This is a genomic window from Paenibacillus sp. Soil787 (assembly GCF_001429545.1).
Lineage (GTDB): Bacteria > Bacillota > Bacilli > Paenibacillales > NBRC-103111 > Paenibacillus_E.
In genome coordinates this window covers 24,169-47,147 of sequence record NZ_LMSP01000015.1, presented here as the reverse complement: position 1 = coordinate 47,147, position 22,979 = coordinate 24,169, and the positions used below count along the sequence as shown (strand labels likewise).

Sequence of the window (22,979 nt, the reverse complement as noted above, 5' to 3'; positions counted from 1 at the left end):
GCGTTTGTTAAACAATTATGAGATGAACAGAGGAGAAACTTATTATGCGTAAATTTTTAGCTGTTGCTTTAAGTGTTTCATTGGCCTTATCTAGCGTTGTTACTGTTAGCTCCGTGGCTTTTGCAGAAAGTAAATTTCAAATCACAGAGGATCAAACGATAGCTGCCAAAATTCAATCTTTCACAGACATTAAAGCACTTTTTACAGACAAAACGGTACTTGCTGATGTAAAGAAATTATATGTAGATAAATTCCAAACCGATGTGAAACGTCTTGATGTGAACATCAAAGCAGACGATCCTAAGATCGATACGAACATCATGTTTGTGTTGGACGGCGCTATTAAAGGTGATTTGAATGTCGGCCAAGCGGATGAAGCGATTGACAAAGGCTTACAATGGTATTTCTTCTTCGCACTTCGCGATCTGATGAGCAACCAAGTACGTCCTGCTATGACCAAAGGTGATGTTGCCGGAGCGAAAGCTGCTTTCGATAAAGTTGTTCAAATTTATGAAGGTACGCTGCAACCTAACGTTGTAAAACGCGATGCTAAATTTAGCTTGAACATGGTTCCACTTTTAAAAACAACGATTGAACTTATCCAAAAAGATATCAACGAAAATAACCTAAATGACTTTAACTTCCACCGTCAAATTCTTGACAAAACGTTAATCAAAAATTACGCGCTTGCGGCTTATACATATGCTGAAAACGTTGGATTGGCAGCACCAGCTGATCAACCGAAAGCTATTACAGAAGGTTATTTCCTGTATATGCCTGTATACACATACCTTAGAGGTGGAAGTGTCGCTGACGGTAATTTCGTGAAAGATGCATTCGCATCAGGCGATGCAAGCAAAATTAAAAAAGACGAAATTGGTGAGGCCTTACAACGCACGATGATCGGTAAAGTATCCGAATATATTAACCAAGCTTTTATCAAGCTTGAAGCTGGAGACCTGCAAGCGGCTCGCGGTTATGTAGCTGAAGGTACGATGTTCCTTGCTAGCCAAGAAGTTTTCTTGGGTAAAGAGAAATATGCGGCTGCAAGTGTAGCGGCAACGAAATTCACAGAAGCCGTTAATAAATCCGATCTTGCTGCTACCAAAGAGTACGGTTTCCAAATTCTTAAGTTCCTCGTTGACAAAGATGGTTCCAGTTTGAAAATTGGCGACAAAGCGTATCAAGTAAATGGAGCTGCGTTCACAGCTGAGAATGCTCCTTTCATCAACGCGGAAAGCAGTCGCACATTGGTGCCGGTTCGTGTTATTGCACAAGCGATTCAAGCTGGGGTTGAATGGGAAGACGCAACAAAAACAGTTGTCATCACAAAAGATGGCAAGAAAACAGAAATTACATTAGGATCCGATCAAGTCGTAGAGAATGGTAAAGTGAATGAGAAAGTCAAACTTGATCAACCGGTTGTCATTGAAAATGGCAGCTCCTTCATTCCATTGCGTGCAGTAGCTGAGTTGTTCGGCAAACGCGTATTCTACCAAAATGGTGAAATTATCATTCTTCGTTAATCATTTCGTTCATAGCGAAGACACTTGTGCCTAGTAGGCGCAAGTGTCTTTCAGCATGCTGAAACAAGGAAGAGAACAGGGGGCAGATAATGGATTTACAGGCATTTCTCATTACGTTTCGTGAAGCGCTCGAGGCTATTCTCATTGTTGGTGTTATCGTAACGTATTTAACCCGTATTGATGCTGTGCACTGGCATAAATGGGTGTGGGTTGGTGTGTTTTTGGCTTTGATCGCGAGTTACGGATTGGCCCTGGCTTTCCAAGTTTTATTGACCGGATTTGCTAGTATGGGCAGTCAAAATTACTTGAAAATCAGCATCATGCTCGTCTCTTCCGGCCTGCTGACACATATGATCATGTTTATGGGCAAACAAAATAGTGAGCTGCAAGGGAAGGTTCAGAGTAAGGTTGCTCATATTTTGACCATTGGCGGCGCCATTAATATGGTCGTCCACTCGTTCTTAGTCGTTGTGCGCGAAGGCGTGGAGACGGTTTTCTTCTTTGCGGCAATTACAGGAGGAAACATACAGAAAGCACTCGAAAGCTGGGGAGCACTGGGCGGACTCATTCTGGCTGTCGTCATTGGCCTGCTTTTTTTCAAAGGGACGAAGAAAATTCGGCTTGGCACGTTCTTTCGCATCACGAGTGTATTTCTGATGATGATTTCTGCGGGTTTGTTCGTGCAAGCCATCGGAATTATGCAGGATTTGGGTATTATTGGAAGTTTATATCGGACAGCGGGACACCAAATCGGTGAAATATATAATATAACGGGCATTATGCCGGAGCATCCAATTGATGGTGTGCAGTATCTCCGTGATTTTGGGAAAGAGCCGCTTATTAACGGTCAAGTCGGCATTTTCTTCAAAGCTTTCCTAGGTTATACACAGAACCCTTCACTGGAAGAATTCGTTGGTTACTGGGGATACTACTTCTTGGTATTCATCTTGCTAGCTGTTCAGAAGAAGCGTCATGAAAATGAGCAGGTTGAAGAAGAGAAAGTGGCTGCGTAACAGCTGCAATTGGAATTTCGTATGGATAGCATAAGGAGCGAGGACTGAATGACGATGAACATAGGAATTGTTGGATACGGTCATGTTGGGAAGGCGATACATGCTTTGTTTCCAAACGCTGCGGTTTATGATGCACCTATGCAGGTGGGCAGCCAAGCGGAGGTAAACGAAAGTGATATCGTCTTCGTCTGTGTTCCGACTCCCTCCCTCCCGAGCGGCAAATGTGATACATCCATCGTGGAAGAAGTGATCTTGTGGCTGACAGCCAAAGTCATTGTGATTCGCTCGACAGTTCCCGTAGGGTTCACTGACGCTATGAAGGAACGAACGGGGAAAAGAATCGTGTTCCAGCCGGAATACTATGGAGAAACCGTGGATCACCCCTTTTCGGATTTACGTCATCGGACGTGGCTTACATTTGGAGGCGAAGCTGAGGATGCTAGCTTTGCGATCCGTGTCTATCAGCAGGTGTACAACGCAGAAGTGAGAATCCGGCGGACGGATGCCCGCACTGCCGAAATGGCGAAGTATATGGAGAATTGCTTCCTTGCGCTTAAAGTGTCGTTTTGCAATGAGTTTTATGATATTGCCGGAGCCCATGGGATTGATTACAACGAGCTGCGGGAAGTTTGGCTCGAGGACCCGAGAATCGGCCGCAGCCATACCTTCGTGTATGAAGATAGTCGCGGGTACGGCGGGAAATGCTTGCCGAAGGATGTTCATGCGCTGATTAGCATGGCGGACGAGAAAGAAGTTAATGCCGATTTAATGAAGTCTGTTCAACGGAAAAATAGCGACCTTCGTGCTTCATTCGAATGATCGTATAGACAAGCCTCCATGTCCACAGATTGCCCGTGGGTTTGGAGGCTTTTTGATTAGATGCCGTCTTGAACAACCGTAATGGTGCTCGTATTTCCTACATAGACTCGGTTGGTCCGTGTGTTCAAGGCCATATTCCCTGCGGATTTCCCCGTGCGGAGCATGATTAGTCGTGTATTGGTTCGTCCATTGAATACTGATAAATTTCTTCCCTCGGAATCCCCGACAAAAAAGTGGTTCGTGAGCGGATTGACGAGAATCGATGAAAATGTCGGGATCTTTAGAGTCTTTACGATCTTATTCGTTTGTCCGTTAAGGATGAAGAGTTTGCCGCTTCCCTCCTGCTGCGCGCTTGTGACATAGATGCGATTCGTCAGCGGGTTCAAAGTGATCTCGCTTTGCAGGCGTCCTAGTTGAATGGGGATGCTTTTTCCTAAGGTGCGGCTCTTTATCAACGAGGCAAAACGGCTCAGGTTGTTAGCCGCATAAATACGGTTGGTCACGCTATTGATTGCCGGTGTAATAATGGGATTTCGGCCTACTTTGATTGTCGAAACAACTTGAAGTGTCTTCCCATCAATCACATGAATCGAATCTGTGCTTACATTCGTGACATAAATGCGGTTCGTCCGCTCATTAACGGACACAAGTGCTGGTGATCCGCCCACCCTCAACGTTTGGAGGACTCGGTTAGTTTTGCCGTCTATGACGCTAATCGTCCCGCTCAGATTGGCTACATAGATTCGATTGCTGCCATGGTGGATACCAAGGCCAAAAGGGCGCTGCCCGACGGACACAGCCGTCAGCACAATGTTTGTTTTTCCGCTGATTACGGAAACGGAAGCATCCCGGAAGTTCGTGGCGTAAATGCGATTGGTACGAGAATTCACCGTTAGGAAAGTGGTGCCATCGCCAGCCTTCACATTTCGGAGGACCTGATTGGTCTTCCCATCAAGGACGCCCACTTGGTTTTCGCTATGAACAAAATAGACACGATTCGTTACTAAATTCGTTTGGATATCACCGACAGCCCCGGCAACTTTAACAATTGTAACGACATGGGGCAACGTTAGTGACAATCGGGCAAGGGCGAGGGAATCTCGTCTTCGATCCATGGAAGTTCCCCTTTCAATGAACATAGTAGTACTACTATATGAACAATCGTGTAAGGGGGAACCTTTGGCTAATCCCAATAATCTAGAAATCTAACTACATGCACAGAGCTGGCTGCTCTAAGGGATCTAGACACAGAACACAGAGCTTGCTGCTCCGATTGATCTAGACACAGTGCACAGAGCTAGCTGCTCCGATTGATCTAGCCACAGTGCACAGAGCTAGCTGCTCCGATTGATCTAGACACAGTGCACAGAACTAGCTACTCCGATTGATCTAGACACAGTGCACAGAACTAGCTACTCCGATTGATCTAGACACAGTGCACAGAACTAGCTACTCTAAATGATCTAAACAACCTTACTAGCTAGTATTGGCCATTTTTTGCAGCAGAGGGTGGGTTCTTCATACAACTAGATGCAAAAAGTGCATCAAACTATCAGTTATTTTTGATTTTGAGCAGTGATGATGCATTTTGTGCATCAAATAATTGAAATTCGAACGAAAGTGGGCAGAACTTGACTGATTTGATGCATTTTTTGCAGCAAATCTGTTGAAATCGCCCATATAGACTGAATTTGATGCACTTTTTGCATCTTCGATGGATAATCGTTTAGCCACCAGATGTGCTATCCGATTTGCAGCTATAGGAGGATGCAAAAAAGCCTGCAATCCAACCAAATCTGCACTAGTTGGATTGCAGGCCTGTATGCGTTTGCCGCCGCTTAACGCAGGTTGGCGCGCTTCAGCAACCGCTGAATGGAGCGGTTCGCTTCGGGAAGGACGACGTCCTTGTCAATCGTGCGCATGATGCGGTTTTCCATGACGATACGACCGTTAATGATCGTCGTTTCCACGTCTGCCCGCGTCGCGGAGTAAACGATGCGAGAGATCGGATCCACGTCGAAGGAGGGATACGTATGGAAGTTGTTGAGATCGAGAATGGCAAGGTCGGCCTTCTTGCCGACCTCGAGGCTGCCGATCTCCTTCTCCATGCCGACCGCGCGGGCGCCCCCGATGGTCGCCATGCGGAAGACCGTCTGCGCATTCATGGCCGTCGGCCCGTGTACCGGCTTCTGGATAAGCGCAGCCAAACGCATCTCGTTGAACATATCGAGATTATTATTGCACGGCGCGCCATCCGCTCCTAGGCTGACGGAGATATCGAGCTTCAGCATGTCGGGCGTCTCGGCAATGCCTGAAGCAAGCTTCAGGTTAGAGCCGGGACAATGGCTCACATGCACGCCTCGCTCATGGATGATGCGCTTCTCTTCCTCATCAAGCCAAATGCAGTGCGCCAGAATAAGGCGCTCATTCGCCAAACCGAGATGATCGAGATAAACGACATTGCGCATGCCGGTTTCGGCCTGCACAATCTCGATCTCGCCGAGATTCTCAGATGCGTGTGTATGCACTTTCACTTGGTACTGCTCCGACAGGCTGCGGACCTCGCGCAGCAGCTCTTCCGTACACGATATCACGAATCGTGGAGAGAACGCGTACTGGATGCGGCCGTCGTCGTGGCCGTTCCATTTCTCCAATAAATCGACGCTTTGCTGGAGCGATTCGGAGGTTTTCTCCTGCAAAGCAAAAGGCACCTCGTCCCCTTTGTCCATCATCACCTTGCCGGATAAAGCGCGTATGCCAGTCTCCGCAATAGCTTGAAAAGCAAAGTCGGTATGGTGAACCGTCTCCATATCGACGATCGTCGTTGTCCCGCTTTGAATCAGCTCGCCGATGCCAAGCATGGCGGAATAATAGATGGATTCCTCGTCATGTGAGGCTTCAAGCGGCCATATCCGCTTTTTCAACCAATCCATTAGTTCCAGATCGTCCCCCTTGCCGCGGAATAGGGTTTGGCATAAATGAATGTGGGTTTGGATGAAGCCTGGAATGATCGTACGATTCTTGGCGTCAATGATTTTATCCACCCGTACAGGATTCAAGCTCGGTCCAATTGCAGTAATTCGGTCATTTTCGATGAAAATATCCCCTGTTATTATGTCCCCGTCGCCGTTCATCGTTACAATTTGTGCATCTTTGATTAGAATGGTCGTCATCGTTATAAACCTCCTACTTCTAGTATTGTATGAAGCAATGGACACAAAAAAACTAGCCACGAAAAATATGCCTGACATGCGCACATTTGTCGTAGCTAGAAATTTACGGTTTCTAAGTAGAGACCCTTAATCCAATTATTAAGGTTATACGAAATGGGTAGTATTCAGTTCCTGCTTTCCATTAGCGTAAACCGATATAGGCCATCTTGTCAACAATATGTTACGTATCCTAACATCCCCTCCCTCTTTTATGAAAACGGAGTCAATCATTCTGGATGATTGATCGTACCGCTTCCTACCGAGAATGGCGTCGTAACGCCTTCATACATAAGATGCATCGTCATCCCAGCTGCGGCATGTACGAGGTTATGGCAATGATCCATCCATAGTCCTGGATTATTTGCAACGAAAGCCACTTCATAAGTTTCTCCCGGCAGTACAGCCAGCGTATCGGACCACCAAGGGCTGCCCGTGGAAGGCTTGCCATTGCGAGATAGTACAAGGACATGATGACCGTGTAAGTGCATCGGATGTTCGACGTTACCTCGATTCACGATGGTCGTTTTGACGAGATCGCCTTCTTTCACCATTAACATTGGTGTATTCGGGAATACTTCGCCATTCAACGTATAAAGGAAATCCAGATTACGATTGTAGAACCCGAGTTTGTTATCCAAGATCAAAGTGAAATTTCTGTCAAAACGGCTATTTGCATCAAAGGGTGTCGAGGTCGAGGTCCCATATTGAAGGGGATCGAAAGCGACCGTTTGAGGAAGCTCGGGAAGTTCTCCCTTTCCGTCTGGCGACATCAAGATGCCGCTGCTGCGGATACCGCCAACATTCAGATACACAGGACGCTCTGGCATGATGAACGTGATGTCATACCGACCACCTGTAGTCACCACCAAATGTGTATTGGTCAATACATCGGGCTTATTCAGTTCCGTTCCGTCAATCGCTGCCACCTCAAAATGAGTACCGATAAGGGTATACTTTTGCTGCACCCAATCGTCTGTATTAATAAGTCTCATACGGACAGGCGTCCCTGGCGCAATTGTCACGCGTTCTAATTGATCTGACGCGCCAATGGCGAAAGAATTGCCTTTCCAGCGATGTGACATAACCGTGATGTCCTTCACTTGCTGCAGGGTCTCCACCTTCGGCTCAACGATTAACGCTCCAAAAAGCCCCATGCTAACCGCTTCTTGTGAGTCTTGATGGGAGTGATACCAGAAAGTGCCCACTTGCTCTGCGCGGAAGCGATACGTGTAGGTCTCGCCCGGCATAACGGCATTTTGCGTGGCTCCAGCAACGCCATCCTCGGCATTCGGCACATCCAAGCCATGCCAATGTGCGGTAACACCCTGCTCAATATCCTCGTTAACCAAAGTGACCTCGATTAGCTCCCCTGCTTTCATGCGAAGTTCCGGTCCTGGAATTTGCCCGTTGTACGTCCAAGCATCCACGGTTTTGCCAGAGCTAAGTGTGACCGTTTTTTTCTGAGCTGTAAGTGTAAAATGGCGATCCGGCGTCCCTTCGCGCGGACCTGTTAGTTCAGCAACAGACACCATTTTGGCAGAGGAGGAGGAGTCGTTCATACCCACTGTTCCGTGATTATGCGGACTCATATTCGCTGTTACTGCCTGACCGCCATAATCGTGAGTCCCGCTCGTCATATCAATTTCTGCTGGTAATTGACTGTTGTTCATCGCAAGCGTAAACAAATAATAGGCAGACCCAGCCACAACCGCCAAAACGCTTACCATCGTTAAGGCGCGTTTCCATAAGGTAGGAAGGACGTAAGTTTCCATTTTACTTACCTGTTTGAAGCGAATCTGATGTCTCCACCAAAGCCCAACCGTTGCGAGTACAAAGGCTGCCAGAGGTATGGAAATTTCCAACCACCGAAATGGAACAGGAGGCACGAGTGAGAAATACAACGCGGTTAACGCGCCAAGAGCCGTCATTTGAAAAGGAATAATGAGACCGGGGCTAGCAGCTCTATAATAAATAGTTGGCTCAATTTCAGCACCAGGCTCGCCTAAGCTTTGTTTCGTTAGGGATCGTAATTTGATCAGTTTAGGAACCGATAAGAACCAGATGGTCAAAATAGGCAGAATTACCAGTGGCGCTTGAATAAACACGCGGTCTTGCCAGAAGACCGAATCCATGGACTGCTGCATCCAGACAATAGCTCCAAGGATAGCGGCAGCTGGAATAGCCGGAAACCATGACCAGAAAAGCAGCTTGCTTGCTTTGCGGTGCATCCGTTCCAGACTCTGGTTATATAGTAATCGGGACGCTTTGACGCTCCCTATCCAGGTGAAAATGAGGAATAATAAACTAACGAACAGTATGATTAGAACACTTATGCTGTACAATGAAAACCCTCCTAAGAATCGATAACTTCAGTATAGTTCCCCTGCTTCATACGGAATACGGTCCAGAGGCTAAGTGAAAACCTAGACTTAAGTAGGGGTTAAAAATACTTCCATTACCATTCGCCCATTTTTTGAGGTAAGCGGTTACTTTGCTTGTAATCAACTGGAAATAGTTTGCGTTCTCGTGAGGGGTATGGTATGATAAATCCAATCGACAAAAAGAACCTGAATTCACATATTGTAAAGGGTTTTCATTTTTGTTAGTGAACCTTATACAATGTGTGAATTTTTTCTCTTTGAAGAATAAAAAACATGTTAATAATTTTTGGAGGTATTTCTCATGGCTACTGGTACAGTAAAATGGTTTAACGCAGAAAAAGGTTTCGGTTTCATCGAAGTTGAAGGCGGAAACGATGTATTCGTTCACTTCTCCGCAATCCAAGGCGACGGTTTCAAAACTTTGGACGAAGGCCAAAGCGTTGAGTTCAGCGTTGTTCAAGGCAACCGCGGACCACAAGCAGAAAACGTTGTAAAACTGTAATATAATTAAAAAGACTGCCTTTACTTGTGTAATGGCAGTCTTTTTCAATTTAGCTTATGAGGGCGAAGAATGTTTTGCCAATAGCAAAACGCTGCGTCAAAATGCTTACCAAGCTAGTTTTACTAACGTAAAACTCTAAGGAGGTTTATCCATGTATTCCAGAAAAAAGTCGCTTGAAGAGATGCCTCTAGAAAATGTGACGGTATGGTCTTGTGAAAAAGAAGGCTGTAAAGGCTGGATGCGAGATAATTTTGCATTCGATCACGTGCCGACTTGTCATTTATGTCAGTCCACAATGGTTCGAAGTGTCAAGTTACTTCCTTTAGTTAATAACACGAATACGGATCAGAAAGCGCTCAAAAAGGGCGTGCAAATTTAATATAACGAAACCCGGAGGCACGGATGTCTTCGGGTTTTTTGTGTTCTCAGTGATGAGATTCTTAAATGGATCCATATTCGCGGTTGAGTGATGTTGTAGAAAATGCAACATTGGTAACCACGATAGCCCATCTGCCCCCACGAAAGCTGAATGGCTCTAAAATCGCATTTTGGAGTTATGAATACCAGGTGTGCTGTAGTCTCAACCAAGTACGACGTCAACCGTTTAATTTGCCATAAACGTAAAGCGAGCATAAAAGTAAGTACTCACTTGTAAGCAGGGGGGGAAAAGTGTCAGTGAAATCTAGGAAACGTCGTCAATGGCCGCTATTGGCCGGCGCCTGCCTACTTGCAGCATGTGTGGTGATTTTAGTTGGTAAATCGCCGTTCGGCGCACCATTCTCTTGGAAAGATAACACGCCTGCTGCAGCAGTAGCAACACCGCTACCAACGCCACCACCGCGAGAGGCTGTGGAATTTCGCATGCTCGACTTTGATCGCGGCTGGGTGAAATATGCAGATGGGATCGCGATAACAGAGGATGGTGGGTCGCAGTGGCGAGAAGCGCTTGGAACGGATATCACCTCCGAGGACACGGGAGACTCCTTGCCGATAGGCGGACCGATCATGGAGCTGCTTAGTCTAGAGGCAGGCTCAGCCAGCCAGGACAGCCCAAAACTGCTTTCGGTCACAGTGGGCAATGCCTCGTTACAAGTGAAGCAGTCGCAGTTCCTAACACCTCGCATCGGATGGGTGCTTCTCGTTAGTAGCAAGGATAGTAAGAACCCGCTGCTCATCACGACGGATGGTGGACAGACCTGGGTGGACGGTATGACGACAGAGGTCAAAGAGGCCATTCTGAAAGAGAAGAATCATCTGCAGCAACTGAAGATGGAATCGGCGCTCTACGGAACCAAGGAGGATGCCAAAACGGTCATCGGATCGAAGTGGAAGCTCGTTCCGGATAGCGCAGCTCCAGGGGATGTGGTGCTGGTGCGTCATAACGAACCTGGGAGTATCACTTGGTTGGATAAAACGTATACCCTTCAGCCTTATGGGACGGGATACTTTACGTATTTGCCAATTACGATGAGTGCAAAGCCGGGGAAATATCCGATCGGTGATCAGACGCTAACCATTCAACCGAAGAAGTTCGAAACGCAGTATCTGAAGGTGACGGCTCAGATGGAAAGCATGAAGCAGGACACGGGGCGCATTGCAGCCGACCAGAAGAAGATCGATCTGGCGCGAAGTAAGTCCGAGCCGCAGTTTCTGTTCAGCGGGCCGTTCGTGCAGCCAGTCGAGGGGATTTTGACAACACCGTATGGATACACCCGTTATGTGAACGGGAAATACGACAGCTCTCATCTAGCCATTGATCTGGCCGCGAAGGAAGGCACCCCGATCAAAGCTACGAACGACGGGGTTGTCGCGCTGGCAGAAACTCTGTATTTGACCGGCAACGCCATCTATATCGACCATGGGATGGGTCTTTTCTCGCAATACGCCCATCTCTCGGAGCTGCGCGTGAAAACGGGTGATCGAGTCAAGCAGGGCGATATCATTGGCCTCGTCGGCACGACTGGGTTCTCTACCGGGCCGCATTTGCACTTTGCTTTTTGGGCGCACAATGTGCAGGTCAACCCGAACTTGTTTTTTAATACGACACCGTTTCGCTGGGTTCAACCGAAAGGATAGAGTGAATAGGACGCCGACTCGCAACCATAACAGCGAGAGGGTGTCCTTTTTTATATAATAGTGAGAGAAGTAGCTATTTGGTAATGGCGCATGCTACAATAAAGAACAAATGTTCTAGGACGGAGAAAAATAGAGATGACCCCTAACGTCAACATTTCCGTGCGCTCCCTAGTGGAATATGTGTATCGCAGCGGCAGTATTGAGTCAGGTTTTAGGACGAGCCGTGCGCTGACGGAAGGGACCAAAGCGCATCAAAAACTGCAGAAGCAGTACGGCGAGTCGGACCAGCATGAGGTTTACGTTTCGACTGAGATCCCTTATGAGGATCTTTTATTTGTCATCGATGGGCGCTGTGACGGGCTTCTGATGGATGCGGATGGCGTGACGGTTACCGTGGACGAAATTAAATCCACCTCATCCGACATTGGGCAGATCGAGGAGGATTCCTATCCGGTTCACTGGGCACAAGCCAAATGTTATGCCTATATGGTGGCCAAAGATCGAGGGCTAAGCCGTATGCGTATTCAACTTACTTACATGCAAGTCGATACGGAAGAGACTCGGCGATTTATTGTGGAAGTATCATCGGATGAGCTCGAACAGTTCATGCATGACGTGGTGGAGCATTATTATCCTTATGCGCAGGCGAGATATGAGCATGAATTGCGCAGGAATCATAGCATCAAGGAGCTTTCTTTCCCGTTCCCGAATTATCGTGAAGGGCAGCGTAAGCTGGCTGGTGCGGTGTACAAAACGATAAACGAAGGGCGCAAGCTGTTCGCCAAGGCGCCAACAGGCATCGGTAAGACGATGTCGACCCTATTTCCATCGGTCAAAGCGATTGGTGAGGGATTGCTTCAGCGGATCTATTATTTAACGGCGAGAACAACTACCCGAACTGCAGCGGAAGAAGCGTATTCGCTTCTACAGGCTCGGGGGCTTAGGCTGCAAGTCGTCACGATCACGGCGAAGGAGAAAGTGTGTTTTAAGGAGGAAGTGCGGTGCTCGAAAGAGCATTGTGAGTTCGCCGACGGCTATTATGACAGGATTAATGAAGCCGTGCTCGATCTGCTGCGACATGAGACTATAATGACTCGCGCCGTCATTGAGTCATATGCGCGCAAGCATCGGGTGTGTCCTTTTGAATTTTCACTTGATGTCGCTTATGCAGCAGATGCTGTCATTTGCGATTATAATTATATTTTCGACCCTCGTGTGAATCTGAAAAGGCTCTTCGAGGAACAGAAGCGGCAAACCTCACTGCTTGTTGATGAGGCTCATAATTTAGTGGATCGTGCGCGCGAGATGTATTCCAGCGTTTTAAATAAATCTGATTTCCTTGCGCTGCAGCGCGAGTTTAAGGGCATTCGAGCTGACCTGCATGATGCGGCCAAGGCTATTAATCAGTACTTTATTGCGATGCGTAAGCAGATCGGGGATCGCCAGATGCAGGTGGACCCGGAGCTGCCGGAGCTATTGATTGGGCTGCTGGACGTGTTTATTGCAGCAGCGGAAAAAGAGTTGGCCGGGGCAGGTGCCAGAACTCTGGCAAGCCCGGAAAGCTTGCTAAGCGCAGAAACCAGCCCCGCAACGCCTGCAACCTCTACAGCCCCGCTGCTGCTGGAGGCTTACTTTGGCGCACAAAATTTTGTGCGCATTGCGAAGCTGTACGATGAACGGTATGTGACGTTCATGGCATGTGACCGAAACGAGGTCAACGTGAAGCTGTTCTGCCTCGATCCCTCCCACTTGCTTCGGCAGATGGGCAAGGGGTATCGGTCGCATGTGTTCTTCTCGGCGACCCTATCGCCGCTGTCCTACTTCATGGACACGCTAGGAGCTGGGGAGGACGACTATTCTGTGACGGTGCCGTCCCCTTTCTCCAAAGAGCAGCTGGATGTCTTCGTTCAGCCGCTATCAACTCGCTACCAGGATCGCGAGCGTAGTCGCGAGCCGATTGCCCGCTCGCTGTATGAGCTGATGGCGAAGCGTTCGGGTAATTATTTGGTTTTTTTTCCTTCGTATGCCTATATGAGCAGCGTATATGAGGCTTTCACTGACCTCGTAGGTGAGCGGGAGGTCCTGCATTCAGAGCAACCGGAAAGGAAGCTCCGAGTTCTCGTACAACAGACACAGATGTCGGAGGAAGAGCGGGAGAACTTTCTGGCGGAGTTTCAAGCGGGAACGGAGAAGACGCTTGTAGGCTTTGCTGTGATGGGCGGTATCTTCTCGGAGGGGATTGATCTAGTAGGAGACCGCCTAACAGGCGTAGCCGTCGTCGGAGTCGGTTTGCCGCAGCTGGGACCTGAACGCAACCTAATCAAGGCGTACATGGACAGTACCGGCAAAAACGGCTACGAGTATGCCTATGTGTTCCCGGGCATGAACAAGGTGCAACAGGCCGGCGGGCGCTTGATCCGCTCCGAAACGGATCGCGGCGTTCTACTGTTGATCGACGACCGCTACCTGCAGCCGCTGTATCAGCGTCTACTGCCAGAAGAGTGGCGCGACTACACAGTGCTGCAGGCACAGCGTCATTAGTGTAAGTTATGTGTAATACTGTAACTTTTAAAGCGAGGCAGCAAAAAAAAAAGGAAAGATTGGCTGGCATCTTAGCCACAATCGCCGCATCTACGGCGACATATTCAGCAAACGCGCCCATCTTATCTAGCGGTGGCATGGTGTAGACTTTATCACCGACCTTCAAATCCACGACACCGGTTCCAACTTCGGTCACAACGCCAGCCAATTCGTTGCCCAGCGTCAACGGAAAGTCATAACGATCAAACAACTTAACTTTGCCCATAATCGCCAAGACAAGGTGAGGATCAACACCAGCAACCTTAGTCTTAATCAAAACCTGCGTTGATTTGATTGTCGGAACAGTAACTGTATTGATTTGTGCAATTAATTTTTTGGAATACCGAGAAATTTGTACAGCCTTCATTGGGACCGCTCCTTTCCGTTTGATGGTGTGAGGGAACCCAATTTTGGTCAACTGGCGAAATAACAGCCTGCTGACGGCCATTGTATAGCACCTCATTCGGTTTAATGCCCCGTTCTGTCCTGTGTGGATCTAATCATGCGGGTCATCACCTTACGAGGCAACAACCGCGGCAAAAACGCGATGAGTCGGTTTCGAGCACCTGGCATAATTAACGTCTTGCCACGCAAGAAGCCTCGATATCCTTCTTCAGCCACCTGTCCGGCTTCCATGATCGCGCCATTCACCATCTTCGAGGCACCCATACCCGAACGATCAACAAAACCGGTTGATGTCAGCCCTGGGCACAGTGCCGTCACAGTAACTCCTGTTCCGCTTACTTCGTTCTCCAAAGCCTCGGTGAACGATAGTACGTACGCCTTCGTCGCGTAATAAACCGACATCATAGGTCCAGGAAAGAAGCCCACCAACGAAGCCACATTCAACACTCCGCCTTGCCCACGTTTGATCATATCCGGCAGGAAAAGCTTCGTCATAACCGTCAGAGCCTTGATATTAACGTCAATCATATTTATTTCTTGCTCCATATCCGTCTCCATAAAAGTCCCAAACAAACCGAAGCCAGCATTGTTGACAAGATAGTCAACGACGATCTCCTTCTCTTTAAGCTCGTTGAAAATCTCCTTCGGTACCCCAGGTGCCGCAACATCCTTGGCAATGACCGTCGCCCGAATGCCGTATTTATTCTGATACTCCTGCGCAAGCTCCAATATTTTACCCTCGCTGCGAGCTACCAGCACAATATTATGTCCACCCTTGGCAAAACGATCTGCTAACTCTTTACCGATCCCACCTGATACTCCTGTGATCAGAACTGTCTTTCTCATTTTGAGCTCACCTCATTTTTATTTTATAATTTAAGCCATAATAATACCGTTTTTTAGCTCGCTAGAATGCACGGAATAGAAACAATTAGTAGAATGAACATTCTAATATTATGAAAAAAACTGTCATTTTACTATAAGCTGCATGGATAGAATAGCTATACGGAGAAGTTTTTCTTTTGTAATCGAAGTTTTTGCTATCACCCTTAAGCCAACCCCTACATTATGCAGATATTCCGCCAATTCCCCGGCGTCGTACTCAGATGTGAATTCACCATCTTGCTGCCCCCACAGAATAATGTCCTTGAATAGTTTCTCTGCAGCCGAAAACATCTCAATGGATCTGCTATTAATATCTGCATCACGCGCCGCCAATTCCACCGTCGAATTCACTATTAAGCAGCCAGAAGCTGGATTTTCTTCTCCGCAGATCAAGAAGCCAACAATAAACTGAAGTGCTTCCGTTGCAGTTTTGGAGCGCTTCACCCCTGCTGCTATTGCGGTGCTAACTTTATTATCATAAAGCTCTACTGCCTTTAGAAACAGCGTATGTTTGTCGCCAAATGTGTCATACAAGCTTCTACGATGGATCCCCATATGATCGACCAGATCGGTCATGGATGTCTTCTCGTAACCCTGTTCCCAAAAAAGTCTCATCGCTTTATCTAATACAACGGACTCTTCGAACTCTTTGCTTCTGGCCATTTGGATTCCCCCTGTCAGAAGGTCACTATCACTTTGCCCTGGGAGTGACCCGTCGACACTTTAATTAACGCCTTGTTAATGTCACCAAACGTATAAGTTGAATCTATAGAGGGCTTGATATTTTCTTTTTCAACAAGTTTAGTGATATCTTGTAATTGACTTCCATTGGCTTGCACAAATAGAAAACGATATTCATTTAGATTCTTACGCGCTAAAGAATCTAAGCGAGCACCCACTAGACCAAACAATACTTTTTTCCACATCGGAAAATGATTGTCAACCGCAAAGCGATAATTAGGTCCGGCTTTCAATGATACCAATTTCCCTTGTGGTTTTAAAATGCCCAATTCAGCTTTGATCTCTTTGGTACCCAAGGTGTCGATTACATAATCGATATCGGACAGTATGTTAGCATAATTCTCTGTCTTATAATTTATGAATCGATCAGCCCCGATCGACAGTGTACGTGATCTGCCTCTTTCACTGCCACTTGTAATAACATATAATCCCATTGATTTGGCAATGGGGATTGCCATAGCGCCAAATCCTCCGGTTCCTCCAGGAATGAATAGCTTTTTATTCGGCTGGGCACGGAGTACATCGTGCAATGCTTGATAAGCAGTCAAGGCAGTAAGGGGTACCGCAGCAGCTTCAATAAAAGATAGATTCTCAGGCATGATGGATAAAGCATCTTCATTCACGGCAGCATATTCAGCAAAGGCACCGATTTTATTAAGCGGCAACCTCGTATAAACAGGGTCACCAACCTTAAAATTCAAAACATCATCACCAACGGCTTCAACAACGCCAGATAGTTCATTCCCTAAAGTTAATGGTAACTTATAGTCGGCAATCATCCGAACACTGCCATTCAGATTAAGAATGTCCAGTGGATTTACGCCTGCAGCTTTTACTTTGACAAGTACCTCATGGCTATTGATCGGTGGTATGTTAACATCATTCAATTCTACTTGGATTTTTTTTGAATATTTCTGTATTTGTGCTGCTCTCATGTTTCATCCTCTTCCATCACCCTTTTTGCTATTGTAACCCCTCTTGCGATTCTAATTCTTCCAACGTAGGATAATCCGTGTAGCCTTTACTTCCCAGACCAAAGAATGTTGTCGGATCTGCTTCATTTAGTTGCAAACCTTTTTGAAGTCGTTCCACTAAATCCGGATTGGCTAATGACCATACACCAACAGGCACCAGATCAGCAAGGCCACTATCTATATCCACGCTGAGATCCTCCATAGCTCTTCCAGCCCGATTGACTAACAATGGATTCGTCCAGATTGAGCGAATGTCTTGGAGCAGCTTTTCATTTCCAAGATGCATGACATGAAGGTAAGCTAAATCCAATTGAGCTAATTCCTTTACAAGGTAGCGATAAAGTTCAGGACCTTGTTCACCATCTTGGATCCCACCAAGAGGTGTCCCTGGGGAAATACGGAAGCCTGTTCTTTCTGCTCCAATTTCTTCGACGATAGCTTTCGTTACTTCGATCGCGAAGCGAGCACGATTTTCTATAGATCCCCCGTATCCATCTGTCCGTGTATTCGAATTTTCTCCGATAAATTGATTAATCAGATAACCATTGGCTCCATGAATTTCAACGCCATCCGCACCTGCTTTAATCGCCGCTGCCGCTGCCTTCCGGTAATCCGCAATGGTCGTTTGAATATCCTCTTCACTTAACTCACGAGGAACGGGGATGTCCTGCATACCTTTAGCAGTAAACATTTCTACACCGGGCGCGATTGCAGATGGCGCAACAGGTTGGCGATGATGTGGTGTATTATCAGGGTGCGACATGCGACCGGCATGCATTAATTGGATATACATATATCCACCTGCTTCATGCACTGCATCTGTAACCCTTTTCCATCCTTCAATATGTTTATCCGTATAGATCCCAGGTGACCATAAGTAACCTTGCCCATCATCAGAAGGCTGGGCACCCTCAGTAATAATGAGTCCCATTGACGCTCGTTGAGCATAATAAAGAGATGTTAGCTCTCCTGGTGTACCATCTTCTTGCGATCTACTACGTGTCATTGGTGCCATTGCTAAACGATGAGGTAATTCCATTGTTCCAATGTTCGTTTTACTCCACAACTTTTTCATCGGATACTCTCCTTTTTCAATGTATTCCACGGATATATGAATTGAATTTAAAATTCTGAAATTATTGGATAGATTTGGCCTCTCAGATTGAAATCATAGTTCTGGTCTACAATCCCTACCACTTCGTTGTTATCATAAAGATCCACCATGAAGCCCGCCATTTGTTTGGCAGTGTGGTACTTAGGCATGTTTGCTTTATAATCAAATTCTTCAGTATCTAATGATTTCTTCACGAATTCCGTTTCCGTTATAGCTGGTGCTAAAACCTTTGCCTTTAGTTTTGCACCTTTCATTTCTAGTTCTTTTGCAAGCCCTTCTGTAAAGGCACTAACGTAATATTTAGATGCAGAATAAGCAACACTCCCAACAGCAATGGCATATCCGAGTGCGGATGAGACGTTAATTAACTGAGTTCCTTCTACATCAGCATAATCTCGCACATATAGTGTAGAAAGGATCGTCAAGGATTCGATGTTAACACGTAACATAGTTTCAACTTTATCTAAATTCTGTTCTGCTACAAAAGAAGCTTCACCGAGCCCCGCATTGTTAATCCAAGTCTCAATTTGGTATTCCTTTAGATTGCTATACAGTGTGTAGGCCTGATCTGTAACAGACAGGTCACTTGTACGAACAATAACATTTACACTAGGATCAATTTCCTGAATTGTTGATTTAAGCTCTTCTAATTTATCCAATCTTCTAGCTACTAAAATTAAGTTTTTGCCACGTGCAGCAAACGCCAATGCCGTCTCATATCCAATCCCTGAACTTGCTCCTGTAATAACTGTATACCTCATAATATTCTCTCCTTCATAAAATGCAGATTAGTGTGAATAATGATTTTAGAACGATCATTCTTATTTAGGTAAAAAAAACAAGTTAGATCTAACTTGCTTTTAGTATATCAATTTTAGAACGAACAGTAAAGAATTTTTTTGTGGCTAAGAATGTTAATTTTGGAGCGGCATTCCTTGACTTACACTTTTAATCTAAAACGGACAGTGTCATATCAATAATATTCTTTAATTTTTGTTGATCCGTTGTTGTCTTAACCAGCGTACGTAGACCCAACCACGCATTCATTAAATAATGAGAAATAACTTTAGGTTCAAAGTCAGCTTTGATCTCACCAGTTTGCTGACCCTCCAGAACAAGGTTAGTCAACAATTCCTCAGTTCGTGAATAACTCTCATCAACCAGGGATGCAACTTCAGGATCCAACACGCCCAGTTCCACGCCTGAATTCACGAGAAAACACCCTAGAGGTTCTCCTTCATTTCTTAATATCGACTCAAACAACTCCCGAATTAATTCCTTGATCGGCTTTTTCTTTTCAACCAAAAATTTAATTTTATTGGCTTGCTTAGCTTCATATCGTTCGAGAGCTTTCATAAACAAGGCATGCTTATCCCCAAACGTATCATAAATGCTTCTACGATGGATGCCCATAAAGTTAACCAATTCATGCATTGAAGTTTTCTCGTACCCTTGTGCCCAGAATAGTTGTATTGCTTTATCTAATACTTCATTAACTTCAAATTCTTTTGATCTTGCCATCGTCATCACCTCGAATAATCATTATACATTTAAGTGAACGATCGGCAAACTAGTATATTTAACCCAGGATTCTTCGTTTGTCTGCTTGTAACCAATCAGGCGTCTCACAAATAAATAGTGGAATTTATAGGAAGTTATTGATAAAATTAAAGAAAAAATGAAACCTCGTTTCACTATGTGAAATTTATATGGAAGGGGTTATGTATGAACTTTTCATTTCATGGAATTGACCACATTCAATTAGCAGCACCTGAGGGTTGCGAGGATGAGGCGAGAAACTTTTTCGCCAAATTACTAGGTTGGACAGAAATCCCGAAACCTGAAAACTTAAGAAAACGCGGCGGTGTTTGGTTTCAATGCGGTATTCATCAAGTTCACATCGGAGTTCAAAAGGATTTTGTTCCTGCTACAAAAGCTCATCCAGCCTTTCAGGTCAGCCAATTAGACGAGTTGCAGAGATATTTGGCGAATCTTAACATGCAAACCACTCCGGATGATGCAAGAGACGATGAGGGAGTAAAACGATTCTATTTGAATGATCCATTCGGCAATCGCCTTGAATTTATTGAATGGCTTTAATAAGAAAACGCGGCCTTAGTGCTCATATTCTTGTTTCCATTTTTGGATAGCTAAAATAAATTCATTCCGATGGTTGCCTGGAAAATGGTCCAATGCTTTATAATTAGGGGCCTCAGCTGCCATTATTTTAGAAACGGGGACCGCACGCAGAATTTCGACGATATCGTTTGTTATCCTAAAAACAATTCGGATGCCAGCCCCTTGTAGGGTAATCGCTTTACAACCTGCGAATTTAGGGTTCGGACAATGGCTAAGCTCTTCGCCAACCTCATTCGCTCGGTAACTCAATTCATCAATTGCTTGATTAACTGCATCTAATACGGAAATATCCAACTGCCGATACTCTTGAGCTGCGCCTACATCAAAACGAATAGCCAATCGCTCCTTCGTGTGGTTCTTTGCGGATTTCATTCCAATTCATAATAGAGGCCGGGTCTTGCGTGAGTCGATCTATTCGTTCATTCAGGATGCGTTCTTCCTCTTGTGCTTCTAGCTGAGTCAGTCGTTCAAACATTTGCTCGAAGTAAGGGTACCCAACCAATACCGTATCGACGACACCATTCTCTGTTATAAATTGGGGTAGATCCTTCGCCTTTTTACGAAACTCGCCAAATTTTTTGGAAGCCGTGGTGGAACTGACCAATTGATCGGCTGTAAAAGTAAGTTTTGTCATGGATATAGTATGATCCTTGACGCTTTAAGTATTCAGATGCTGATGGAGGCAAAAAAAAAGAAGAAGTGCAGCACAATGTACGACACTTCCTCAAATGTTATTTACAAACCATAAGCAGGTTACCATCCAGATCTCGAAAAGCGAACCATTGCTCATTCTGGATCTCTGTAACAAGTTCCACGTCGTTATTTTGCATGAATTCATAAGAAGCTTGAATATTCTCGGTTTGAAACATAAAAGCAGGTGTTTGATAGGTCGGAGGGCCGCCAGGCTCGTTGCCGCCCCACATGGGCATTTGATCAAGCACAAGAGATGTTCCATCCATGGGAAGGGCGTAGAGGTGTCCGAACAAGATATCCCCGTCAGGAGCTACACCAAGTAACTTACAGTACCAATCCCGTGCATTTTCAATATTCTTAACGGGAATAAAGACGTTGCTAATTCGATTCTTAATCGGACTTGACACACGAATCTCGCTCAAATGAACCCAACCTCCACAAAAGGAATAATTTCCATCTAAGTATTTCATAGGAAACCCTGTCTGTAAATGAATTGCAGCTTTTAAAAAGAAAGAAAAAAAGAGTGAGCTGACAATAATGTCAGCCCACTCCTATTCTCACAATGACATCCGATAAATGTTTACAACATCTTCGCGAGTCAGCTTCTTAAAGTTGCCAAAATCCCCGTAAACCATGGCTTTATCGGCCATAAGCTCAATTGTCGAGTTGTCGATGTCGTAATCCGAAAGTCTGCTTGGCGCGCCAATGGAGGCCAAGAATTCACGTAGAGCGGCGATGCCTTCCTCCGCAACTTGGCGGTCCGATTTATCTATCGCATCCATGTCAAAGACGTTCTGTGCGAACTGTTTGAACCGCGACACGTTTGCATCGAGTGTGTAGGTCATCCAGTTCGGGAAGAGGATCGCCAGGCCGCCGCCGTGCGGAATATCGTGCACGGCTGACACGGCATGCTCGAGATTATGGGTCGCCCAATCGCCGCGAACGCCCATGCTTAGGACTCCATTTAGCGCCATTGTACCGCTATATAGAATTGTTGCACGTTGTTCCAAATCATCTAGATCTCGCAGTAAGCGCGGAGCCGTATCGATCACTGTGCGAAGGATTGTTTCACAGAAGCCATCCTGCAACGGTGTGTTAGGCGTATGATGGAAATACTGTTCAAACACGTGAGACATGATATCAACCATGCCATAGACGGTCTGATTTTCTGGCAAGGAAGTCGTGTGAGCTGGGTCGAGAATCGAAAATTTAGGGAATGAGAACGGACTGCCCCAACCGAGTTTCTCTTTGGTCTCCCAGTTCGTAATAACAGAACCGGAATTCATTTCTGAGCCTGTTGCCGCGATGGTGAGGACAGTTCCCAATGGCAGCGCACCCGTTGCAGAAGCCTTCCGTGTAACGATATCCCAGAAGTCACCCGTGTACTTCGCTCCTACAGCTATAGCCTTGGCACAGTCGATAACGCTGCCTCCGCCGACAGCGAGGATGAGGTCAATGTTCTGGCTGCGGCACATTTCAACACCCCGATGAACAGTTGTTAGCCTCGGGTTAGGCTCTACACCGCTCAGTTCGAAGATATTTACATCCAAGCCTTTCAGCAGATGAACGACATTCGTATAAATGCCATTCTGCTTAATGCTCCCGCCGCCATAGACGAGCAGCACGTTCTTGCCATATTTAGGTACCTCGGCTGTTAATTTCTCAAGTTGTCCCTGACCGAAATGCAGTGTGGTTGGATTATAAAATGTAAAATTATTCATTGGATTACCTCCTCAGTGAGTCTGTAGGTAGAATGTTCTTACCTTTTCATTGTATAGAAGAAACAGTGAAAAACAAAATCTGGCCTCTGCTAGGGCATAACGACAGCCCCTGCTATAGATTCCTAGCGCGTGAATGGCCGGTCTCGCAGCCAATAAATGGTCCCATCCTGCGTAACAAAATAACGAAAAAAGTAAGCT

The 22,979-nt window shown here is 46.0% G+C and carries 21 protein-coding genes, 1 pseudogene and 1 riboswitch; of the genes and pseudogenes, 8 read left to right on the top strand and 14 right to left on the bottom strand.

Annotation, left to right across the window (positions count from 1 at the left end):
• Window positions 1-44 precede the first annotated feature (44 nt).
• The 3 genes from ASG93_RS17075 to ASG93_RS17065 all read left to right on the top strand — a co-directional run bounded on the left by ASG93_RS17075 (window position 45) and on the right by ASG93_RS17065 (window position 3,358).
• Complete coding sequence (locus tag ASG93_RS17075; protein ID WP_056833768.1) at window positions 45-1,526, top strand: copper amine oxidase N-terminal domain-containing protein; 1,482 nt, start codon at window positions 45-47, stop codon at window positions 1,524-1,526.
• 89 nt (window positions 1,527-1,615) lie between these two features.
• Window positions 1,616-2,539, top strand: coding sequence for an FTR1 family iron permease (locus tag ASG93_RS17070; RefSeq protein WP_056833767.1), 924 nt, complete (start codon window positions 1,616-1,618; stop codon window positions 2,537-2,539).
• Between the two features lie 48 nt (window positions 2,540-2,587).
• The gene (locus tag ASG93_RS17065; protein WP_056833766.1) at window positions 2,588-3,358 is read left to right on the top strand and encodes a UDP-glucose/GDP-mannose dehydrogenase family protein; all 771 of its coding nucleotides are present in this window, start codon (window positions 2,588-2,590) and stop codon (window positions 3,356-3,358) included.
• Window positions 3,359-3,414: 56 nt separating this feature from the next.
• Here ASG93_RS17065 and ASG93_RS17060 read toward each other — a convergent pair whose 3' ends face one another.
• The 3 genes from ASG93_RS17060 to ASG93_RS17050 all read right to left on the bottom strand — a co-directional run bounded on the left by ASG93_RS17060 (window position 3,415) and on the right by ASG93_RS17050 (window position 8,912).
• The gene (locus ASG93_RS17060) at window positions 3,415-4,473 is read right to left on the bottom strand and encodes a YncE family protein (RefSeq protein ID WP_056833765.1); all 1,059 of its coding nucleotides are present in this window, start codon (window positions 4,471-4,473) and stop codon (window positions 3,415-3,417) included.
• Window positions 4,474-5,196: 723 nt separating this feature from the next.
• The gene (locus tag ASG93_RS17055) at window positions 5,197-6,531 is read right to left on the bottom strand and encodes a 5'-deoxyadenosine deaminase (RefSeq protein WP_056833764.1); all 1,335 of its coding nucleotides are present in this window, start codon (window positions 6,529-6,531) and stop codon (window positions 5,197-5,199) included.
• A gap of 72 nt (window positions 6,532-6,603) precedes the next feature.
• Window positions 6,604-6,703: riboswitch (purine riboswitch) on the bottom strand.
• Between the two features lie 94 nt (window positions 6,704-6,797).
• Window positions 6,798-8,912 carry a multicopper oxidase family protein gene (locus ASG93_RS17050; RefSeq protein WP_056833763.1) on the bottom strand — a complete coding sequence of 705 codons (2,115 nt, stop codon included), beginning with the start codon at window positions 8,910-8,912 and terminating at the stop codon, window positions 6,798-6,800.
• A gap of 340 nt (window positions 8,913-9,252) precedes the next feature.
• Here ASG93_RS17050 and ASG93_RS17045 point away from each other — a divergent pair, with 340 nt between their 5' ends.
• The 4 genes from ASG93_RS17045 (at window position 9,253) to ASG93_RS17030 (ending at window position 14,070) form a co-directional block, all read left to right on the top strand.
• Entirely contained in the window at window positions 9,253-9,453 is a 201-nt protein-coding gene (locus ASG93_RS17045) for a cold-shock protein (protein ID WP_047679716.1), read from the top strand.
• Between the two features lie 151 nt (window positions 9,454-9,604).
• Window positions 9,605-9,832: a cold-shock protein gene (locus ASG93_RS17040; protein ID WP_029199449.1), complete on the top strand. Its 228-nt coding sequence runs from the start codon at window positions 9,605-9,607 to the stop codon at window positions 9,830-9,832.
• Window positions 9,833-10,128: 296 nt separating this feature from the next.
• Window positions 10,129-11,529, top strand: coding sequence for a M23 family metallopeptidase (locus ASG93_RS17035; protein ID WP_235550878.1), 1,401 nt, complete (start codon window positions 10,129-10,131; stop codon window positions 11,527-11,529).
• A gap of 135 nt (window positions 11,530-11,664) precedes the next feature.
• Window positions 11,665-14,070 carry an ATP-dependent DNA helicase gene (locus ASG93_RS17030; RefSeq protein ID WP_056833761.1) on the top strand — a complete coding sequence of 802 codons (2,406 nt, stop codon included), beginning with the start codon at window positions 11,665-11,667 and terminating at the stop codon, window positions 14,068-14,070.
• Between the two features lie 76 nt (window positions 14,071-14,146).
• On the opposite strand, the pseudogene ASG93_RS37190 reads toward ASG93_RS17030, so the two are convergent.
• The 7 genes and pseudogenes from ASG93_RS37190 to ASG93_RS17000 form a co-directional block, all read right to left on the bottom strand.
• Window positions 14,147-14,476, bottom strand: a pseudogene (locus ASG93_RS37190) (alcohol dehydrogenase catalytic domain-containing protein); the annotation flags it as partial.
• Between the two features lie 101 nt (window positions 14,477-14,577).
• The gene (locus ASG93_RS17025) at window positions 14,578-15,360 is read right to left on the bottom strand and encodes an SDR family NAD(P)-dependent oxidoreductase (RefSeq protein WP_056833760.1); all 783 of its coding nucleotides are present in this window, start codon (window positions 15,358-15,360) and stop codon (window positions 14,578-14,580) included.
• A 123-nt stretch (window positions 15,361-15,483) separates the two neighbouring features.
• The gene (locus tag ASG93_RS17020) at window positions 15,484-16,062 is read right to left on the bottom strand and encodes a TetR/AcrR family transcriptional regulator (RefSeq protein ID WP_056833759.1); all 579 of its coding nucleotides are present in this window, start codon (window positions 16,060-16,062) and stop codon (window positions 15,484-15,486) included.
• 14 nt (window positions 16,063-16,076) lie between these two features.
• Window positions 16,077-17,075: an NADP-dependent oxidoreductase gene (locus ASG93_RS17015; RefSeq protein WP_056833758.1), complete on the bottom strand. Its 999-nt coding sequence runs from the start codon at window positions 17,073-17,075 to the stop codon at window positions 16,077-16,079.
• 28 nt (window positions 17,076-17,103) lie between these two features.
• On the bottom strand, window positions 17,104-18,189 hold the full coding sequence (locus ASG93_RS17010) for an alkene reductase (protein WP_056833757.1): 1,086 nt from the start codon (window positions 18,187-18,189) through the stop codon (window positions 17,104-17,106).
• 47 nt (window positions 18,190-18,236) lie between these two features.
• Window positions 18,237-18,989 (bottom strand): SDR family NAD(P)-dependent oxidoreductase, encoded by a 753-nt coding sequence (locus ASG93_RS17005; protein ID WP_056833756.1) that lies wholly within the window; start codon window positions 18,987-18,989, stop codon window positions 18,237-18,239.
• 187 nt (window positions 18,990-19,176) lie between these two features.
• Window positions 19,177-19,749 carry a TetR/AcrR family transcriptional regulator gene (locus ASG93_RS17000; RefSeq protein WP_056833755.1) on the bottom strand — a complete coding sequence of 191 codons (573 nt, stop codon included), beginning with the start codon at window positions 19,747-19,749 and terminating at the stop codon, window positions 19,177-19,179.
• Between the two features lie 204 nt (window positions 19,750-19,953).
• Between ASG93_RS17000 and ASG93_RS16995 the strand changes: the two genes are divergently transcribed.
• Complete coding sequence (locus tag ASG93_RS16995; RefSeq protein WP_056833754.1) at window positions 19,954-20,328, top strand: VOC family protein; 375 nt, start codon at window positions 19,954-19,956, stop codon at window positions 20,326-20,328.
• A 15-nt stretch (window positions 20,329-20,343) separates the two neighbouring features.
• On the opposite strand, the gene ASG93_RS16990 is transcribed toward ASG93_RS16995, so the two are convergent.
• The 4 genes from ASG93_RS16990 to ASG93_RS16975 form a co-directional block, all read right to left on the bottom strand.
• On the bottom strand, window positions 20,344-20,706 hold the full coding sequence (locus ASG93_RS16990; protein WP_056833753.1) for a hypothetical protein: 363 nt from the start codon (window positions 20,704-20,706) through the stop codon (window positions 20,344-20,346).
• Window positions 20,690-21,001, bottom strand: coding sequence for a hypothetical protein (locus ASG93_RS16985; RefSeq protein WP_056833752.1), 312 nt, complete (start codon window positions 20,999-21,001; stop codon window positions 20,690-20,692). The genes ASG93_RS16990 and ASG93_RS16985 overlap by 17 nt, the downstream gene beginning before the upstream one ends.
• A 97-nt stretch (window positions 21,002-21,098) precedes the next feature.
• The gene (locus tag ASG93_RS16980; RefSeq protein ID WP_056833751.1) at window positions 21,099-21,482 is read right to left on the bottom strand and encodes a VOC family protein; all 384 of its coding nucleotides are present in this window, start codon (window positions 21,480-21,482) and stop codon (window positions 21,099-21,101) included.
• A gap of 135 nt (window positions 21,483-21,617) precedes the next feature.
• Window positions 21,618-22,781: an iron-containing alcohol dehydrogenase gene (locus ASG93_RS16975; protein ID WP_056833750.1), complete on the bottom strand. Its 1,164-nt coding sequence runs from the start codon at window positions 22,779-22,781 to the stop codon at window positions 21,618-21,620.
• Between the last annotated feature and the right edge of the window lie 198 nt (window positions 22,782-22,979).